General features: G+C 45.9%; 18 protein-coding genes. 3 read left to right on the top strand and 15 right to left on the bottom strand.

Annotation, left to right across the window (positions count from 1 at the left end):
- Nucleotides 1-145 precede the first annotated feature (145 nt).
- The gene (locus BM049_RS09575) at nt 146-1,108 is read right to left on the bottom strand and encodes an aminopeptidase (protein WP_091531014.1); all 963 of its coding nucleotides are present in this window, start codon (nt 1,106-1,108) and stop codon (nt 146-148) included.
- A 167-nt stretch (nt 1,109-1,275) separates the two neighbouring features.
- Between BM049_RS09575 and BM049_RS09570 the strand changes: the two genes are divergently transcribed.
- A complete protein-coding gene (locus BM049_RS09570) occupies nt 1,276-2,304 on the top strand; it encodes a zinc-binding alcohol dehydrogenase family protein (RefSeq protein WP_177188672.1) in 1,029 nt (342 codons plus the stop codon).
- A 268-nt stretch (nt 2,305-2,572) separates the two neighbouring features.
- On the opposite strand, the gene BM049_RS09565 is transcribed toward BM049_RS09570, so the two are convergent.
- The 9 genes from BM049_RS09565 to BM049_RS09525 form a co-directional block, all read right to left on the bottom strand.
- Nucleotides 2,573-3,541, bottom strand: coding sequence for a permease prefix domain 1-containing protein (locus BM049_RS09565; protein ID WP_091531008.1), 969 nt, complete (start codon nt 3,539-3,541; stop codon nt 2,573-2,575).
- Nucleotides 3,538-3,870 (bottom strand): PadR family transcriptional regulator, encoded by a 333-nt coding sequence (locus tag BM049_RS09560; protein ID WP_091531005.1) that lies wholly within the window; start codon nt 3,868-3,870, stop codon nt 3,538-3,540. The genes BM049_RS09565 and BM049_RS09560 overlap by 4 nt, the downstream gene beginning before the upstream one ends.
- 637 nt (nt 3,871-4,507) lie before the next feature.
- On the bottom strand, nt 4,508-6,106 hold the full coding sequence (locus BM049_RS09555) for an ABC transporter permease (RefSeq protein WP_091531003.1): 1,599 nt from the start codon (nt 6,104-6,106) through the stop codon (nt 4,508-4,510).
- A complete protein-coding gene (locus BM049_RS09550; RefSeq protein ID WP_091531001.1) occupies nt 6,107-7,006 on the bottom strand; it encodes an ABC transporter ATP-binding protein in 900 nt (299 codons plus the stop codon).
- Between the two features lie 391 nt (nt 7,007-7,397).
- Nucleotides 7,398-8,489, bottom strand: coding sequence for an ABC transporter permease (locus BM049_RS09545; RefSeq protein ID WP_091530997.1), 1,092 nt, complete (start codon nt 8,487-8,489; stop codon nt 7,398-7,400).
- Complete coding sequence (locus BM049_RS09540) at nt 8,490-9,761, bottom strand: ABC transporter permease (RefSeq protein ID WP_091530996.1); 1,272 nt, start codon at nt 9,759-9,761, stop codon at nt 8,490-8,492.
- A gap of 12 nt (nt 9,762-9,773) precedes the next feature.
- On the bottom strand, nt 9,774-10,706 hold the full coding sequence (locus tag BM049_RS09535) for an ABC transporter ATP-binding protein (RefSeq protein WP_091530993.1): 933 nt from the start codon (nt 10,704-10,706) through the stop codon (nt 9,774-9,776).
- Between the two features lie 92 nt (nt 10,707-10,798).
- Nucleotides 10,799-11,440, bottom strand: a complete 642-nt coding sequence (locus BM049_RS09530) for a response regulator transcription factor (RefSeq protein ID WP_091530991.1) — start codon at nt 11,438-11,440, stop codon at nt 10,799-10,801.
- Between the two features lie 28 nt (nt 11,441-11,468).
- Complete coding sequence (locus tag BM049_RS09525; RefSeq protein ID WP_143079479.1) at nt 11,469-12,554, bottom strand: sensor histidine kinase; 1,086 nt, start codon at nt 12,552-12,554, stop codon at nt 11,469-11,471.
- 359 nt (nt 12,555-12,913) lie between these two features.
- Here BM049_RS09525 and BM049_RS09520 point away from each other — a divergent pair, with 359 nt between their 5' ends.
- Nucleotides 12,914-13,786, top strand: coding sequence for a competence protein ComK (locus BM049_RS09520; RefSeq protein ID WP_091530985.1), 873 nt, complete (start codon nt 12,914-12,916; stop codon nt 13,784-13,786).
- Between the two features lie 181 nt (nt 13,787-13,967).
- Entirely contained in the window at nt 13,968-14,489 is a 522-nt protein-coding gene (locus BM049_RS09515; protein ID WP_091530983.1) for a hypothetical protein, read from the top strand.
- A 73-nt stretch (nt 14,490-14,562) separates the two neighbouring features.
- Here the strand turns inward: BM049_RS09515 and BM049_RS09510 are convergent, their stop codons facing one another.
- From BM049_RS09510 to BM049_RS09490, 5 genes are all read right to left on the bottom strand, one after another.
- Nucleotides 14,563-15,111 (bottom strand): cysteine hydrolase family protein, encoded by a 549-nt coding sequence (locus BM049_RS09510; RefSeq protein WP_091530982.1) that lies wholly within the window; start codon nt 15,109-15,111, stop codon nt 14,563-14,565.
- Between the two features lie 18 nt (nt 15,112-15,129).
- Nucleotides 15,130-15,540: a GtrA family protein gene (locus BM049_RS09505; protein ID WP_091530979.1), complete on the bottom strand. Its 411-nt coding sequence runs from the start codon at nt 15,538-15,540 to the stop codon at nt 15,130-15,132.
- Between the two features lie 63 nt (nt 15,541-15,603).
- Complete coding sequence (locus BM049_RS09500) at nt 15,604-16,713, bottom strand: NADH-dependent flavin oxidoreductase (protein WP_091530977.1); 1,110 nt, start codon at nt 16,711-16,713, stop codon at nt 15,604-15,606.
- A 135-nt stretch (nt 16,714-16,848) separates the two neighbouring features.
- Nucleotides 16,849-17,316 (bottom strand): hypothetical protein, encoded by a 468-nt coding sequence (locus tag BM049_RS09495; protein ID WP_091530975.1) that lies wholly within the window; start codon nt 17,314-17,316, stop codon nt 16,849-16,851.
- 402 nt (nt 17,317-17,718) lie between these two features.
- Nucleotides 17,719-18,456: an SDR family NAD(P)-dependent oxidoreductase gene (locus BM049_RS09490; protein ID WP_091530973.1), complete on the bottom strand. Its 738-nt coding sequence runs from the start codon at nt 18,454-18,456 to the stop codon at nt 17,719-17,721.
- Nucleotides 18,457-18,584 lie beyond the last annotated feature (128 nt).

The raw sequence follows: 18,584 nt of genomic DNA, 5'->3' as shown, positions 1-18,584 counted from the left end.
ACTCAATTAAAAAAATAAATTTTATCTGTATTTATTATAACATGGAGCGTGTTTTTTTGCGCTTTTTTGCACTATTATTTTCAAATAAAAAAGAGAGGATCAAAAAAGGCTAAGACATCTTCTGTCTTAGCCTTTCCTTTTACTATTATACGGATGGCAGATCGGGATTCAGTACCCGTCCTTTTTCCATGACTTTTTCCCCATCGATCCAGAAGGTCGGTTCCTTGACCACACAGTCGATGTGTACACCGGCTTCGGTCACGCCGCCAAAAGGTTTATTGGAGCCAAAGGCTATGTGGACCGTACCGAATACTTTTTCATCTTCCAATACGACACCTGTGATGCGGGCTGTCGGGTTCGTGCCAATCCCAAATTCGGCGATGGTTTTACCGTCTTCCGTACCAAGGAGCTCGAGCAGCTCTTTCCCCTGACGGCCAGTCGCATCAACGAGTTTGCCGTTTTCAATAAATAACGTCACCGGCTGATCGACTTTTCCGATCTGCGCGATCGAACCGTCAACGACGATTTTTCCATTCGCTGAATCTTCAAGTGGTGCAATGAAGGCTTCACCTGAAGGAACATTACCAGCCTGTCCTTTTTCGCGGAAGATACCGGTACTTGGGATCCCTTTACGGCCATTGATCGAAAAGGTCAGAACTTCTCCATCTTTTTCGATCTTCACTTCACTGGAACGTTCCAACAGGTCAGTAAAATAATCGGTCAGTTTCTGAACGGTATCCGGATCTGCTTCGATGGCGCCCTGTTCAAGCATCGACAAAGTAATGCCGGGCATCGTACCGATACGGGTCCCGGTAGCCGCAGCTTCTTTTTTGGCACGCGTATGCGTCAGACTGGCTGTAGTCACGCACAATGCCACATCCGCATCCTTCATTGCCTGAGCGATCAGGGCTGGGGGTTCCTCGCCGGATTTATATATCGCAGGAAACTGAGAAAAGACTGTTTCGTTCCCCTTGATGCAGGCCGCTTCATAAAATGGTAAGGCGACATCTCGCATGCGGTCATCGGTTATGATCACCACTTTTTCCTCTTTCTTTAAATCGAAATTATTCTCAAATACTTTCAGTGCATTATCTATATAATTGGTCATGATTTATTCTCCTCTACTTTAAAAAATTCTATCCCCATCATATCGAAAATCGCCCCACTTTAACAACAAAAAATCGTAGTCGATCACTATCCACTTTTTAAAGAAAGACAGTTGTTGTTTAAAATAAGAAGGTGTACACTGAAGAAAAGATCGAAAGGATGACAGATATGACTGAACAAATGAATGGCTACGGGTTTTATGATCCTCAAAAAGATGAGGATCTTCCTGTATTCAAAAAAGTTTCACTGGATATACCGGTACCAGAAAAACGGGAGATATTAGTCGAAGTAAAAGCCGTCGGTCTTAACCCTACTGATTTGGCTACCCGCATGATGAAAAAATCATCTGATGACTCCTTCACTATTTTAGGACGGGATGTTTCTGGAACAGTCGTCCAAGTCGGGGAAGATGTCGAGCTATTCAAAACAGGGGATGACGTGTTTTACCCCGGCACAAGCAAGGTACAGGGCGCTCAGGCCGATTATCACCTCATCGATGAACGCATGGTGGCACTTAAACCGAAGAATTTGACGTATACGGAAGCAGCAGCACTGCCTTTGACTTCACTCACCTCTTATGAAGTGATGCATGACCGTCTGGATCTGTTTTCACTGTCAGAAGACCCCAGCGCTGTGACTCTACTTATCGTTGGTGCAGCGGGCGGTGTAGGTTCGGTCGCCTGCCAGATCGCGTTGAACTACGGTTTCACTGTGATCGGTACGGCCTCACGTGAAGAAAGCAGAAAGTACGTGAAAGAGCTTGGTGTAGAACATATCATCGACCATACTGAACCCTTCGGCAGGCAGCTTGAAGAGTTAGGGTTTGATAACGTGGATACGGTATTCGTCGCTGCCAAAGCAGACGAAAACATCGGGGAAATCAGCAAAGTCATTGCCCCTCAAGGACGCGTGTGTTCTCTGCTTCCCCTTCAGAAACCGCTCCCGGGACGTTTCTTCGGCAAGAGCGTGACCTTCAGTTATGAACTGATGTACACCCGCTCCGTTTATGAAACGAGTGACTGGATCAAGCAGCACGAATATCTGACTGAGCTGAAAAATCAGGTCGAGCAGGGATTTATAACATCCAACCTGGAAACACTTTACAGCGAGATGAATGAAGACACGCTCAGAAAAGCTTATGCACAGCTGCAGACGGAGCATACGATCGGCAAGATCGTACTGGCCCATGACAGCTGATTACCCATTATTTTAAACACACGAAAAGCCACTGAACGGTACTATTCCGTTCCGTGGCTTTTTTTATCCAGCTTATTCAAAGCTATGAACGTAAAGCAGCAGGCAAAGAGACACATCAGGAAGTCTACGACGGGTCAGCCGATACCATGCAAAAGCGTCGTGTGTGACATGTCTTGAAAACGTTCGCTGCTGCAGAGGCAATAAAGATAAAAAAGCGGGAAGCATATGCTCCCGCTTTCTTTTGATCCATTCTAATTTGACAAGCCGTCTAGGTCTTTTCCCAGCTGCCGGCGAGTGATTTGATCGTACTCTCCAAAGCTCCTGCAAGAACGAAAATGACCCACGACCACGCCCATGTCCCCTGAGTGAAACTGAAGACAAAATAGATGACCACGATAATAGGCCAGTAGATTTCGTCGATGATGTAATTCATTTTCCTGTTTCGCTCGTCTCTGGCGGCTTCTTCTTCGATCACTTCGACAAATTTACCGTTCTGCTTGATGTTTTCATACGCATTCCAGATATTGCCGCTGTAGGTAAAGAAGATGATCCCGACACCGATCAGCAACAGGGAAAAAGCAACCCCGACAAGGACCGGCAGGAGTGTCGTCAATGCGCCCATCAATATGGGCGTGATCGACATAATGCACAGAGACACCCCGGCAACGATACTGAAAATAAACGACCGCTTATAGTCTTCCTGTTCAGAGATGAACTGTTCTTTATCATTGGGGAAAATGATATAAGGCGAGTTAAAGCGTTTTAGATCGCCCGCCTTCATGCCTTCAATAATAAACAGACCGATGCCGATGACTGAAAAGCTGAAAAGAAAGAACAGGCCGATATAAAGGGCTCCGGGCAGCACAGCCTGAAAAGCTAAAAATAGGAGCAATCCCGCCATACCCGCCAGAATGGATAAAATGCCCAGCCCGATGTTCCATCCCAATTTTCCTTTTGCCTGAATATATTGTCTCAAGTCTGACTCGCCCATCGTCTCATAGTTTGTCGTGACCTGTTGATTTACACGGGTCACGCCGAATTCTTCCAGCAGCTCATCGATATCCCCGAACTCAGCAATCACCGTGCCGATCGCTTCATGTTCGGATGCCCCACTGTCTTTTAATGCCGTATATTTATCTTCCAGATTAGCCAGGATATCCGCTTTTAACTGGGCTGTTTCCTCGGTCATCGGAACGCCTTTGAACATTTGCTCGATATATTCTCTGATCGTATTCATTTATTATCCCCTCCAACTAATTTATCGACAACTTCCTTGGTAATACGCCACTCTTGCCTTTTTTCCTTTAAATAGTTTTTGCCTTTTTCAGTAATGGAGTAATACGTGCGCTTTTTCCCCTGAGTGACAGTCCCGGGATAAGAGGTGATGTAGCCTTTCTTTTTCAAACGCGTAAAGGCTGAATACATCGTTGTTTCCTTGATGATATAAGCATCATCAGTCAGTTCCCGAATCTGTCTGGACAGGTCATAGCCGTAAGAATCTCCCTGAGCCAATAAGGACAGGAGAAACGTGTCATTATAGCCTCTGATGACGTCACTGCTGATCACTCATTCTCTCCTCCTCTTTAATTTAATTATGTATAAGTGATTACTTTGGACAAGGAAAAAAAGTACTTCATCTGTCGTTGTACTCAGTCTATCACTATCACGCATAAATTACCACACTTAACGTAGTAAAAAGTTGAAATTATTTGAAAATCCTTACAATTGAAAGATCAGGATCTATAGATCCTGATCTCATCTAGTACTTATCAGTAAATTGTTGGAATATCTCTTTCTATTCCTTTGGTATACTTAGATTTAAAAGGGTTCGGCGTGTTCAGATGACTGGTCGGTCTGGACAAGCCGAACATTGAGATATTCGGTTTATTGGAATAGACTTCAGTGACGAAGAGACCGAACTCAGCGCCGGTTCGGCTTATTGGGTAGACGGGAGATGTTGAAGAGACCGAACATCTTATGGTTCGGTCTCTTCAAATGGAAGATGTTGGCGAACACGCCGAAGGTTTGACGGATTCGGCGTGTTCGTCTTTCGAAAATTTCTAAAAAAGCCGAAGTACCCTGACTTCGGCGTGTTCGTCCTTTTGAGCACTTTGAATAAACCGAATCGCTCACTCAACTATGAAAAAACAGACGCTGAGCTGCCCGCCCACCGTCTGTCCAATCATCTAAATCAGTTATCCAGTTAATCGATATCGCGTTTTCTATAACCAATGAATCCGATAGCGGAAAAGGCGAGAGCAGCGCCAGTCAGTGATAACGCAACCGGCCAGCTCCACTCTTCAACCGGTATCTCTGGTACATATTGAAAGGCCGATAGATTTCTGAGCCAGTCTGGAAAATTAAAGAGTTCGCCAAAATACAGATTAATAAAGATAAAAACTAAATATACCCAGACTATAGCGGTGAGTTTCGGCAGCCAGCCTAAAAACAGCGTTCCCATTCCGATCAATATATAAACGGCGGGAACATAAGCCATTGCTGCAAGCAGAACGTCGATAAACTCAACATTAAAGTCCATGGCGACAGCCGCTCCACCAAAGGCAAGCGACGCCAATAACTGCAGAACTAACGCAACGCACACGCTCAATAGAAAAAACGTACCTAAAATAACATAGCGGGAATGCGTTCCGGCAAACACGTTATTCAGCCGTCCTTTCACTTCTTCTGTGCGTAGACGGTACAGAAACTGTAAAGCAGGGATCGAAGAGATAAAGGCCAAAACACCAAGGATCATGGCCAAAAACTGCTGGGAAATGCTGACACCTTCCTCTGCGGCAATGATCTGATTCAAAATTTCATTGCCTTCCAGTAAACTATCCAAGTCCCCTATGACTGAGCCGTAGGTAACGCCCAAAATGATCAGGGCGACAGTCCAGACGATCAGTGGTGTTTTGATCAGGTTCAAAGCAAAACCGACTGGCGTTTTCAAAACAGCAGAAGCATGACGTTCCCCCTCTTTGTCCGGAAGCAGTCCTGACCCCATATCCCGTTTCTGTTTCAGAAAAAGCGCTAAGGCAATGAGCAGCAGACTGGTACCTAGACTGATAAAAACTGGATACCAGTCATTTTTGACAAAGGGTTCGGTGTTATATAGCAGACCCATTGGGGAGAACCAGCTGAGGAACGACAGACTCACGTCACCGATGATCCGTATGATATAAGACACACCCAGTACACCAAAGGCCAGCATCATGGCGCCTCTTGCATTGGTCGAGAGTTGAGCGGTCACCAGCGTAACAGCTCCAAAAAATATCCCTGAAGTGGCGTAAATGGTACCGGTGAGCAGTACGCCCTCCAGCATCATGCTGCTGTCTTTTAACGCCATCAGAATAACAACGGAAATGATCAGGACAAGGATATTCGTTGTGACCAGAAGTAAGATGGCAGCCGCGGTATGAGCCACACGTCCAACCGGCTGAGCCTGGATCAGCTCCAGGATGCCGTCCTCTTCTTCAGAACGGGTATTTCTGACGACCAGCAAGATCGACATGATACCTGTTAAAATAAAGGTCATGATCGTCATTACTTGAGTGAATATCGCACCGTTAGTAAAATTCTGTTCTCCGAGAGCCCGTCCAAATAAGGCAATCATTCCTGGATTCTGAAATACTAAAGCTAACGTTTCCCGTTCGGCCGGATCACCACCGAAAAGTTGAACAATTTCAAATAGTCCCCCGAATATGAAAAAGGCCGAGCCCAAAAGCCACAAACTGATTTTTCCCCAGTCTTTCTTAATAGAAAAACGAAACAACCGCGCTGTCTGCATAAATGCTTGAGCCAATCAGACCCCTCCTTTCGTCGATTCATAGTGACGCATGAACAAGTCTTCGAGTTTCGGCGGCGCGCTTTCAAGCTTTGTGACATGATAGGGTGCGATAAAATGCAGAAATTCCGGCATTTTATCACTATCCAGCTGGAAAATGATTTCTCCCTTTTCACGTGAGACGTCATGAGCAAAATCCTGCTCTTCAAGCGAAGGCACCTTCTCGTTTGTTTTCATCACGATCTGTGTACGTGTCAGGTGTCTCAGTTCATTCATTGAACCGGCTTCCACGATTTCGCCTTGTCGGATAATCGCAACGGTGTCACAGAGCTGTTCGACTTCTGACAAAATATGACTGGATAAGAGAACACTGGCGCCCCTCTGTTGCACTTCGCGTGCCTGTTCCTGAAAGATACGTTCCTGCAGAGGATCCAGTCCGGCTGTCGGTTCATCAAAAATGTACACATCCGCATCAGCCGCGAACGCTGCGATCAGAGCGACTTTTTGGCGATTCCCTGTTGAGTAGCTGCGGCATTTTTTGGTCGGATTAAATTCAAATTTCTTGATCAGTTCTTCTTTTCTCTGCTTGTCAACTTTTTGACCGCGCATACTGAGGAAGAGATCGATGACTTCCCCGCCTGTCAGATTCGGCCATAAGCTGACATCTCCAGGTACGTACGCCACCCGTTTATGAATATCTACAGCTTCGTCCCAGACATCTTGTCCAAAAATCGATGCTCTGCCTTCATCTGCTTTGATCAGACCCAAGAGGATGCGGATCGTGGTCGACTTTCCCGATCCGTTTGGACCGATAAACCCCACGATTTCCCCTTTGGAAACGTCGAAACTTACATCCGATAAAGCCTGTGTTTTTCCGAAAGCTTTTTTCAGTCCTCGGATTTCAATAATTTTTTCCATTTGATTATCTCTCCTCCATCACACTCTTACTTTATGTATCATTAATTACCGTACTCCTGAACCCAGTTCTCAGCATCATGCGATGACGTGTCAGGTAAGGTCACTCTTTTCCTTACTTAGTATACCGGCGCATCGTATAACGTAAGAGATGAAAGAGATTACATACACGTCTCAGCCATCTCTGCCTGCGGAATCCAATGGTGGCTAACAGGAGCCGTTTTGGTTTCATCTCCGTAGAAATAAAGGCCTCCCCCGTAACTACCTCCCTGCTTTAAACCTTTTTGACCAGGCCGGTCAGCATACGTAAAAAAATCGACCACTCTGATTATACGGTTACATTACCATATCTGACCAGAGTGGTCAATCATCTTCCGTCTACATTTTCATCTTTCTAAATGCTTCGCTTTTCAGAGACTCGTTCCATCAGATTGAGCCCGATGCCCATGAACAGGACCCCCATGAGCAGCAGAGCTGAGACTGGTTCTAACAGCTCCGTGACCCCTCTGTTCTGGATCACAGCCCCCATCATTCCTTGGATGCCATGTTTGATGGGCATAAGCTCTGCAAGAAATAAAAGGATGCGGTTACTGACTACTTCAAGCGGCCAGAATGCTCCGCCGAGCATTGCCATCGATGTGGCGACGATCGGGATCACGACCTGCAGCTGCTGCGGTGACGATACCAATCCGATGATCAGCAGACCCAGGGAAACAATGGCGAACACGAAGCTCACCGTCACCACCAGCATAGCCATATAATTATTCCCCAGACTGATGCCTAAAAGAGCGTCTAAAATAACGAATGCCAGACCGATCTGGAACAGGCCGACTAAAAAGTAATGCAGCAGCTGACCCAAATAAATCGTCGTTTTGCTCAAAGGAGAAAAAATCAGCCGGTTCCACGTTCCCGTTTTCTTCTCTTCGACAAGATTGATCATCAAAAGCAGGATCGAAAAAATCGAGAAGAAAAACGTCATGCCGACTAACAGCATAATGGGATAGGCCTGGTTGGTTGCAGCTTCCTCATTACCGGCCTCCGTATTTAAGGTGATAAAGGTCTCCACTTCCACAGGATCCGCTCCATCGTTTTGCGCGATGGCCGACAGCCTTTTTTCACGCGTAAAAATCTGATCGACATGCTGAATGATCGGAGACATTTCAATATTTTCGCGTCCCACTAAAAACCGGTAATCGTCTTCATTCAGCTCCAGAGCAAAGGCTGTTTTATTCATTCGTATCCGTTCATAAACGGTGTCATAATCACTCTCTTCAAAAATAAACGTGTCATCTTCGTTCAGCTTGGCGAGCCATTCATCTAATTCCTCGCTCGACAGTTCCTGACTGAAGGTCCGTACGGTGATTTGCTGGTTGCCCTGGCTTCCACCCATGAAGTAAACGAAAAGCACTGTCAATCCTAAAAAGAACAGGACGAGTAAAGGCTTTTTGAAGAGACGCTGCCACTGCAGTTTAAATACCGTCCACATTTAATCCAGCCTCCTTTTTGGAAAGATCACAATACTCATTGCGGCAAGCACGACAGCCATGATGACGACTCTAACCATAAGAGATGAGACTTCTGAAAGAGAAAAGCCCTGCAGAAGCTGCAGATAACTGGTCATCATCGCACCATTCGGGGTCCAGTTCCCCAATGTCTTCAAACTCTCCGAAAACTGTTCGACCGGGGTGAAACTCCCTCCAAGAAATGCAAAGAGCGTCACGATCAGCCCATCAAAGGTACTTGCTGTAGCATCGCTGTTTGAATAGAGCGCAATGGATGTCAGCAGACTGGTGATCGCCCCTACGACAAATGACAGGATCAGCGTAGCCAGGCCGGCATCCAGCCAGAATGACAGCTCCCTGCCGGAAAACGTGCCAAAGACGAGGGTACTCAACCCAAAGAGGATAGCGACTTGAACGAACGTGATCCACATACCGGAAACGAGTTTGCTCAAGAGATAGTTTATGGGCCGGGTCCCGGAGACGATCAGTCGGCCGAAGACGTGCTGTTCTTTCTCTTTAAATGCCCGACTCGCCAGTGCTGGAGCAGTGTAAAGGGCGAACATCATCCCCATGCCCACCGTATAATATTGAAAGGAAGTGATGGGCTCTACCGCATTCAGCGAAACGATCTCACCATAGTCGTTAGCGGCAGCAGCGGTCTCCTCTTCGCCCTCTAAAGCGAGAGCGATCGACAATTCGAGGTTGAAACGGTCCACAAATGATCTGGTGATACTTCTCAGGATATCCGCCGGTACACTTTGAAAGTCTACCAGCGCCAGATCCAGTTCGGACACGGTTTGTTCATTCAAGAGGACAGTCTTCCATAGATTTTCCGAAAAGCCTTCAGGAATAACGATCACCCCTTCTACCTCACCTTCTTCAAGGGCTTCCTCTGCTGAGGTACGGCTCGACATTTCTGAAACGGTGACCCATTCACTGACTTCATCACTTTCCAGGACATTGAACAGTTCGTCCCTGGGATCCAGTTCGTCCGTGACAGCCAGGAGCTGCGCTCTCTCTGCTTCTCCCATACCGATAGCCATCAAGTGATTTTCAAAGGCTTCTTCCGCTTCATCCTCATTCTGTTCTTCTACGACCGCAACAGGAAAAGGCTCGATGGAAAAGCCGGTCGACAGCAGATCCCCCAGAGCAAAGCCCAGTATAGCTATGAGCAGGAACGGCATCAGCAAAAGCTGCATCAGATCGGAACGGCTGCGGGATAGAAGCTGAAAGTCTTTTTTTATTAAATGTAACATCTCATCCCTCCTCTAATCCCTCAACGTACGGCCCGTCAGATGCAGAAAGACATCTTCCAGCGTGGGTGTCTGAACGACCACACTGGTGATTTTCGTATGTGAACGTTTTGCCAGTTCAAAGACGTCGCCAAGCAGATCATCGCCTTTTGTGGCAATGACTTTATACCCTGTTCCTTCCTGGGTCACTTTCTGAACGACGTCATGGGAAGACAGCCGGTCAGCAAAGTCTTTGGAGAGCGTCTCGACATCGATCCGGATCGTTTCATCGTTTGCCAGGATATTTTTAAGCTCCTGATTCGTGCCTGACGCAATGATTTCACCGTGATCCATAATGTAGATGCGGTCGCACAATTTTTCCACTTCCTCCATATAGTGACTGGTATAGAGGATCGTCATATCCTTTTCCCTGTTTAACCGGCGGATCATTTCGAGAATGTAATTCCGTGACTGGGGATCGATTCCGACAGTCGGCTCATCCATGATCAGGACACGCGGTTCATGCAGTAGGGTCACCCCAATGTTGATGCGGCGTTTCATCCCTCCAGAATAAGTCTCGACCCGATCTTTGCTCCTTTCCGTCAACCCGATCAGTTCCAGCACCTCTTTGATGCGCTGTTCGAGCTTCTGGCCTTTCAGTCCATAAATACGTCCGAAAAACTTCATATTCTCATACGCTGTCAGCTCTTCATACAAAGCGATTTCCTGAGGGACAACCCCTAACACCCGCCTTAATTCCTGCGGTTTATTCAGGGCATCGACCCCGTTATATCGGACCTCACCGGAAGTCGGCGGAAGCAATGTCGACATCATGGAGATCGTTGTGGACTTCCCGGCACCGTTGGGACCGAGCAGCCCGACTGATTCCCCTTCTTCTAAATACAGGCTGACATTGGAGACCGCTTCATAGGACTTGAATTTTTTTGTCAATGCTTTCGTTTCCAGCATAAGTAACCCTTCTTTCCTTATCTGTAGTTAAATCATATAAAAAAAAGAGACCGGTGCCTACTGTCTCGAGTCATTCATCAGGATGACTCAAGTCACTCTTTGATCTGATGATTCAAAGCAAAGATCGCGATCTGCGTCCGGTCACGCAATTCAAGTTTATCCAGAATGACAGAAATCTTGTTTTTGATGGTCCCGACCGATAGGAACAGCGCCTCTGAAATCTCCTGATTATTTTTACCTTCAGCGATCTTCTCGACGATTTCACGTTCGCTTTCAGTGAGACCCACTTCAGGGGCTTTTCTTTTCTGCCCGGATCGATCGATCAGTTGTGGCATGACTTTTGCAGCGACCTGCCCTTCGATCATCAGCCCACCATTCAGGCACGCTTTGATCGACCGGTTCAGTTCCTCCACATCGCCATCTTTTAAAAGATAACCATTGACCTTACTTTTTAACGCTTCCATAGCGTAAGCTTCATCATTGAAGGTGGTCAGGATAAGGATTTTCTGATCCGGCCACTGCTTGCGGATCAGCCGGCTGGCTTCCAGGCCGTTCATTTCCGGCATACGAATATCCATGATGACAAGGTCGACGATTTGCTTCTCGCACAGCGCGATGGCCTCCCTCCCCGTTTCCGCTTCCCCAATGACTTTCAGTTCAGGGTCCGTTTCGATCATCATTTTCAGTCCTTGTCTGACAAGTGACTGATCTTCGGCTAGTATTATCGTATACATCGACTGCATCCACTCCTTGATACATAATTCATTGATTTAAAGGAAACTGTCCAATGACTTTCAGTTCTTTCTGATCCTGAGTCAGCGACAGGGTCCCGCCCAGTTCTTCCAGTCGGTTCCGCATGCTGGTCAGGCCGAAGCCTTCCTTGATCCTCACTTTAAAGCGGACGGGATGAGACACTTTAAACTGCAGGTATCGATCGCCAAGATGCGTAAATTCGATCGTCGCTCTCTTTGTCTGACTGTGACGCATCATATTCGTCAGTGCTTCCTGGATGGACCGGTAAACAGTGACAGACTGGGCATTGGATAACTTAAGCCCCAATACGCCAGACTGAATGACAAACCGTATCTCCAGATGGCTTTCCGCTTCCAGTTTGCGGATCAGGTGAACCACGGCCTGTATCCCTGACGTTTCATCTGATTTGAGCGCTTTGACCGCAGATCGGGTATCATGAAGACTATCCTGAGCCAGGGATTTTAAACCGGCAAAATAGGCTTTCGTTTCACTGTCGTTTGCTTTATGACGAGCCACTTCCAGCTGCATCAGCAGCGCGGTCAGGCGGTGCCCTACTGAATCATGTATCTCCCTGGCAATATGGCTGCGTTCCTCTTGTCTCGCCATATGGTCTCGGGTCACCATCTGCCGCTTCATTCTTGAATAATCGTCTGAGATTTTTTTAAGATTTTTTTCGGTGATGTGATTCGTATTTCTTGACTCTTTGAAGGCCCTGAAAACGTAGAGGCTGAAACCGAAGAAAAATACAGCGCTGGCTAATGACTGCCAGTGGTTCAACATAACAAGACCACTTGAGAGCAGTCCTAAAGAAATGAGACCATAGCGTATAAAGGCTTTTCCCGGCATAAACAAACTAGAGTCAAGACAAAGGACAAGAAGGAGGAGCCACAAATGAGGAGACGTAAGTGATGTCCAGAAGGTCACGATAGCCACGCCGGCGAGCAGATAGAACAGACTCTCCCTGAGCTTTTCTTCCAGGATGGGAAGCATGAAATAGGCGGCAAAAAAAGCTGCGCTCCAAAGCATCAGAAGCACTCCCCCATTATTCAGCCAGACGAGTACGGACCAGTTCAGTACAAGCACTAAAAAATTCATCCAGAAATTCAACCTTACCCCCACTCCCTATCACCATTATATATATTTACTATACCATAACACTACCTGATATTTAATCGTTTATACTGCTGGATCTGAACACTTCTACTAAGATATCCGGTCGTTTATCTGCCGGTCGATACCTTTAGAACACCTCTAACAGAGTCGGTAACCGCGGTCGACAAACCTATCTTTTCACCTCTGTAAATATACCCTTTATCATCAATTTTTAATGCAAATAGACAGCAATCATCATTCATTGAAACAAGTGATATGATACACTATTTCTACCGGTTAGTCGCCGCCTGAATTTGAAAGCGCTAACTTAATTTGAGGTATTCAACGAAGGAGCAAACGTCATGGTCCAGTTTTCAAAAGATGAACCGATCCATATTTACAGAGATTTAACGTCCTTTTATACAAACAGTCTCCTGCACGACGAGTCACCGCCTTACGTCATACATAGTAACCTCTATCAGTCAAAACGCACGCTGGAAATCAACGCCGAAACATTGAGTCGCTCACTGAACGAAGCGATCGAACAGCAACATCTGCTTATTTCAAGGCATTCTTTTTACATTTACGATTTATCTTCTTATCCTGACTGCGAATACAATACACTTGTCTTTCAGCTGTCTGGTGAAATACTGAAGTCTAAAGAAACGACATCAAAGATAATGAAGCGTTATTTTGATTACTGCCGAGTCGACTATGGCTTCGTCAAACAGTTCGGCAAGACCTTGGGCATCAACCAGCGCTGCCCCTATGTGGTCGGTGAGACCATGTTCGTACCCGTTAAAGGAACGGCTAAGAATCACTCCAGCTGGATCGCCTTTCACCATGTCCTCTATTATGAAGAACAGGTTGCCAGTCAGTTGACCTGCTTAAAGATCAGGCAGCTGCACGAGCTGACTCTCCCCTTTCCAAGGAAGAAAGTAGACGATATGTTCATGAAAACATCCAGACTCTACCATACGACCAAAGCGCTCTCCAGAGATCTCCAGAATATGTTTGCCCCTTTCTATGAAGAGAGCCGGTATGAAGATCTCAATATTGTTAAGAAAGAACTGACTTCAGTGACTGCCGGTCATCCGCCCCTTTCACTCGTTAAAATTTTTGACTATATGTCGCTACATAGAGCAAATGACATGCTGCAGACGGTTTTAGGCGAGGACAATCCTTATCTGGATGAAATAAAAGCACGGTTCCCCTATTCCCTGCTTTTTAAATGATTGAACAAAATCAGAAGATGAGTGATTTATTTGTTCTTATTTATTAACTCAGACCTATCTTAGTCGATAGTAAGAATAAGACTTATTATTTGAAAACAGGGTTTATCTTAGTTAGGATAAAATAGCGGACCTCAACTTGCCGCGACCTGTAAACGCAATTTTTTTGAGAGGGGGATATGTCTTGAGCTTATATGACCGATTAAAAACCTTTGTAAAAAATCATTCCACTCAATCGATCGATTTTTTAAGCATGAATACGATAAAAAAATCCAGCGATGTCCTGTCTATTCAAAGTAAACATTATCTCCAGGCCAGCGAGTTGACTGCTGATCAGGAAACGATAAATAAAATAGTTAAGGGCATGATAAAAAAAGACAGAACGCACCGGTATTACATCGGGAAAAAAGATATCAGTATAAAAGAAGGAAATAAGGAAATTTATAAATATGAGAGTCTGTGCACGCATAATGTAACCCTCATCCCGACCTCTGAAGGGAATTTCGACCTCTACATAGAAGGGGTCCTACTGGGGCAGATACCGGAAAAATTCAACCTGGATGTCAAACATTATCTGCAGACGACGATTTTAATGGCGTTTGCCTATATCAAGGGCGGTCCTTATAAATATTACGATGCAGCCTCCCAGCGCGTTCGTGAAGAAGATGAACCGTTCGATTTGAGTATTTATATACAATTCAGCTGAAAACTGAAGAGCCTCTGCTTTCTCGTGATCGAGATGAGAAGCAGAGGCTCTTTCGTTTGCGCTTAGTCCTTGACTAGACGACGTTTGCACCGAGGGTTTCCTGGAAATGTCCTAGAGCCCACTCGTGCCCCATCTGATTGAAACTGGCCACTGCATCCTTGTGTACCACGACAGTAAACCCTTTGTTATAAGCATCGACGGCCGTATGCAGCACACAGATATCCGTGCAGACACCGACGAGGTGCACTTCAGTGATCCCGCGTTCTCTCAGTTTGGTTTCCAGATCGGTACCATGAAAGGCACTGTAACGCGTCTTATCGGTATAGTAAACATTTTTGGCCGCTTTTATTTCCTGGTAATAGGTTTCCAGCTCGCCATAGAGTAAACGCCCTTCTGTTCCATCGATATTATGCGGCGGAAACAGGCCGGTCTCCGGATGATAGGGATCGTTTTCCGTATGCTTGTCGATCGCGAATGCGACAAACTCACCCGCTTCATAGAACTCTTTCGTCAGGGCAAGCACTTTATCATGAACAGCCTGACCGGGCTCTCCGCAAGTCAGCGCGCCGTCTTCTGCGACAAAATCGATGGTGTAGTCAATGTTGATCAATGCTTTATCCATTCATCTCTTCCTTTCCAGTTAATTGTGATGTTTAAAAATGAGTCTGCGGCTGATAATGTAACTCGTTGACGCTATAATGATCTCGACGGAAATTTTAGCCCAGGTGGGATGCATGCTGACAAAACGGACCAGAATGAACAGCCCGAGCATGTTCAGTAAGGAGGCCGTTATCCTGACGGATACAAACAAGCCGATTTCTCTGAAAAACTTTCTGCGCGATCGGGTTTTGGTCTTAAAGACATAGCGTTTATTGACTGTATAAGAAAAAAGGATCGCGGTGATAACTGATACGGCATTTGCTATAAGATACTGCCAGCCGATCAGTTCATTCAATACGTAAAAAACCGAGATGCCAATGACTGCAGTAGCCAGTCCGAACAGGAAGTAATCGATGAATTGTTCAAACCTGGCATACAGTTTTTTTATCATGCAATCACATCCTTAAGGTCAGCCTTTAAATCAAAGTTTCTACTCGCTTTTCAATCATTGGACCTATCTTAAGCGATCCGGCATCATGCCCTGCATGAATCCCCAGACACCGTTTGTCAATGCCAGCACATCCCGTTCTTCTTCCGCCACATTATACCGGATCATCTCTTCCTTATCCGCCATGACTTTGGAGACCCAATTGGGATCTGAAAGCAGCACGCGACCCAAAGCGACGAGTTCGCTGTTTTCCAGAGCAGCTTTTGCATCTTCCCCTGTTCGGATATCTCCGACCGAGATAAAAGGTATGCGGCCATCGATCTGTTCATTGAGATAAGCAAGCATCGGCTTGTCCTGGTAGTCGTCCAGTTGAGAGACCTGCTTATAATCTCTTAATGACACATGCAGGTAATCCAGCGGTTTCTGACACAGCTTCTCGACAAGATAGAGTGTTTCGTTAAAGCGGATCCCCGGCGTTTCGATTTCTTCAGGTGAAAACCGGTAGCCGACGATAAACGGTTCTGCAGCCGCTTCTTTTGCAGCAGCGGTCACGGCATCCACCAGTTTATCGATAAATGTGAAACGTTTTTCCATACTTCCGCCCCACTGATCCGTGCGTCTGTTAGAATGCGGCGAGAAAAACTGCTGTATAAGGTACGTATTCGCCCCATGCAGCTCGATCCCATCGAACCCGGCCTTGACCGCTCGGATGGCGGCTTCTTTGTAGTCGTCAATGATCCGATATATTTCCTCTTCTTCCAGTTCTCTTGGTACTTCTGAATTCGGTCTCAGTGCTTTCACTGAACTGGGTGCGACCGGCTGAGTCCCTTTCAGGACTGACGATTGGGTGATCCGACCGCCATGATAGAGCTGCAGAAAGGCTTTCGTGCCATTGACTTTAATAGAAGCGGCCAGGTCGCTGAGACCAGCGATGTGCTTGTCATCATAGACCCCGAGTTCTCCTTCCCAGCCTTTACCATTTTCAGAAACATTGGCTGCAGCCGTGATCACTGCTCCGACTTCCTTGCTCCGCATGTGATAGTACCGTTTTTCGTCTTCCGTGATCACACCATCGTAAAAACTCATTTTAGTCGTCATTGGTGCCATCACAAACCGGTTTTTCAAAGTCAGACCCTTATCAAAGGTAAAAGTCTGTGCATATTTTTCGTTAGTCATTTTTTTCCTCCCTTATCTCTTCCCTCTCATTGTACCGATTGGTCAAATGAAAAACAATTTTTAAGCAAAAAAACAGCCAGATGGGGGTTATCCATCTGGCTGAGGTAAGGGAACACATTAAGAATAGGCAGAACCTTAGTGACCGTATATATCTTTAACGGTCTGGATAGGATCGATCACGATATAAAGCTTCTCATTCATGACCGCAGCAGTCTGGTGCGCATTGTCATGACCATCAGTGTCAAGGGCTTTATAAGGGAAATAAATCGTGTCTTTTTCAACATCCATGCGTTTTTCGCCATTTTTGCTGTCGCGATAGAGGATATCCATTTTTTCGATATCCTGGAACTGTGTCACGCGGGCAAACATACCGGCTTCGAGTCCGCCTTTATTGATGTCATTAGAGTTCACGTGATCTGCTTCATGTAAGATTTCGATTTTCAGAGACTCGCAGGGATGAATTTCTTCAAAATCTCCATCACCGATTCGACCGAAGCTTGTTGTCACCTGTTTGATCCATAAATCACCGATTTGTTCGCGTTTAACCGTCCATGTTTCACCATTTCTAAATACAAAGCGTAAGGCACACATAACTTTTTTCATCTTTGATCTCTCCTAATCTTTTCTATGTGAATAGTTTAACAAATATTCCTGCATAAATAAAGCTTTAATTCAATAATTTAATAAATAATGTTAACATATTGTGTCTTTGTGAACATTAAAAGGAATTCCTTTGATATGCCGCTTATTTTCAGAAAATGAGATATCCTAAGTTCAAGACGCCATGAGACGGTCGATTGAACTGAATTATGATCCTTCTACCTCAGTCATATAGTATGCCAATTCAGACGGAACCATTTATGGGGGTAAAAGCACTAAGATTTTTCTGAGCCGTCTGATGTGTCGGATCAGATGGATTATCCCCTCTCTCCATAGACTGAATCGAACAGATCATTAAAACAAAAAAGAAGAGGCTGGATCAATGTCCAGCCTCACCAGTATAAATTATCTTCCGGTGACCCAGCCGCCATCCATGGTAACGGTAGAGCCATGCATATAGCTTGAATCTTCGGAAGCTAAAAAGACAGCCAGGGCTGCGACTTCTTCCGGCTTGCCGGCACGTTTAGCCGGGATATCATTCAAGCGTTCATCCTCGATTCCTTCGGTCATCGGTGTATCAACAAAGCCCGGAGCAATCAGATTTGCCTTGATCCCTTTTTCACCAAAGTCATAAGCCAGCTGTTTGGTGAAGCCTTCAATCGCATGTTTAGACGTCACATAAGCTGAGCCGCCGGGACCTGCCACATGCGTCGCCTGCGAACCGACATTGACGATCGTGCCGCCGCCTCGTTCCAGAAAGTGGGGGATCACTGCCCTGGAAGCAAGATAAGGGCCTTTCACATTCACCGCCATGAGTTTCTCGTACTCCTCTTCTTCCACTTCCACAGCTGACTTGTATTTATCGTGTATGCCGGCCCCGTTATAGAGGATATCGATATGATCGAACGTCTCGATGGCCGTGTCCACCACCTGTTTCACTTCAGAGGCATCCGTGACGTCCGCTTTCACAAATATGGCTTCCTGTCCTTTGTCCTTGATTGCTTTAACGATACGGTCGCCATCTTCTGCATCACGTCCACTGACCACCACTTTAGCGCCTTCTTCGGCATAGGCTTTCGCCGTGGCTTCACCGATACCGGATGTGCCACCGAACACGACGGCTACTTTATCTTTTAACTTCATTGACTTTCTCCTCTCCTTAATGTTTCTCCATCTACAGATTACCTTGAACGCCCTCTTGTTTTCAAAAAATAGAACTGAAAAAAAGACCATTGATGAATGGTCTTTTATAAGCCGATCAACTTAGTCAT

This window comes from Alkalibacterium subtropicum, from assembly GCF_900112455.1.
GTDB lineage: Bacteria > Bacillota > Bacilli > Lactobacillales > Carnobacteriaceae_A > Alkalibacterium > Alkalibacterium subtropicum.
The sequence above is the reverse complement of the archived record's forward strand: the minus strand, read 5'-3'. Positions and strand labels throughout refer to the sequence as shown.

What these genes read in the sequence shown, in the direction of transcription:
- BM049_RS09495 (WP_091530975.1), bottom strand. Translation starts at nt 17,316, where the DNA reads ATGAAAAAAGTTATGTGTGCCTTACGCTTTGTATTTAGAAATGGTGAA.
- BM049_RS09500 (WP_091530977.1), bottom strand. Translation starts at nt 16,713, where the DNA reads ATGACTAACGAAAAATATGCACAGACTTTTACCTTTGATAAGGGTCTG.
- BM049_RS09505 (WP_091530979.1), bottom strand. Translation starts at nt 15,540, where the DNA reads ATGATAAAAAAACTGTATGCCAGGTTTGAACAATTCATCGATTACTTC.
- BM049_RS09540 (WP_091530996.1), bottom strand. Translation starts at nt 9,761, where the DNA reads ATGTTACATTTAATAAAAAAAGACTTTCAGCTTCTATCCCGCAGCCGT.
- BM049_RS09565 (WP_091531008.1), bottom strand. Translation starts at nt 3,541, where the DNA reads ATGAATACGATCAGAGAATATATCGAGCAAATGTTCAAAGGCGTTCCG.
- BM049_RS09525 (WP_143079479.1), bottom strand. Translation starts at nt 12,554, where the DNA reads ATGAATTTTTTAGTGCTTGTACTGAACTGGTCCGTACTCGTCTGGCTG.
- BM049_RS09550 (WP_091531001.1), bottom strand. Translation starts at nt 7,006, where the DNA reads ATGGAAAAAATTATTGAAATCCGAGGACTGAAAAAAGCTTTCGGAAAA.
- BM049_RS09520 (WP_091530985.1), top strand. Translation starts at nt 12,914, where the DNA reads ATGGTCCAGTTTTCAAAAGATGAACCGATCCATATTTACAGAGATTTA.
- BM049_RS09490 (WP_091530973.1), bottom strand. Translation starts at nt 18,456, where the DNA reads ATGAAGTTAAAAGATAAAGTAGCCGTCGTGTTCGGTGGCACATCCGGT.
- BM049_RS09510 (WP_091530982.1), bottom strand. Translation starts at nt 15,111, where the DNA reads ATGGATAAAGCATTGATCAACATTGACTACACCATCGATTTTGTCGCA.
- BM049_RS09575 (WP_091531014.1), bottom strand. Translation starts at nt 1,108, where the DNA reads ATGACCAATTATATAGATAATGCACTGAAAGTATTTGAGAATAATTTC.
- BM049_RS09535 (WP_091530993.1), bottom strand. Translation starts at nt 10,706, where the DNA reads ATGCTGGAAACGAAAGCATTGACAAAAAAATTCAAGTCCTATGAAGCG.
- BM049_RS09570 (WP_177188672.1), top strand. Translation starts at nt 1,276, where the DNA reads ATGACTGAACAAATGAATGGCTACGGGTTTTATGATCCTCAAAAAGAT.
- BM049_RS09545 (WP_091530997.1), bottom strand. Translation starts at nt 8,489, where the DNA reads ATGTGGACGGTATTTAAACTGCAGTGGCAGCGTCTCTTCAAAAAGCCT.
- BM049_RS09530 (WP_091530991.1), bottom strand. Translation starts at nt 11,440, where the DNA reads ATGTATACGATAATACTAGCCGAAGATCAGTCACTTGTCAGACAAGGA.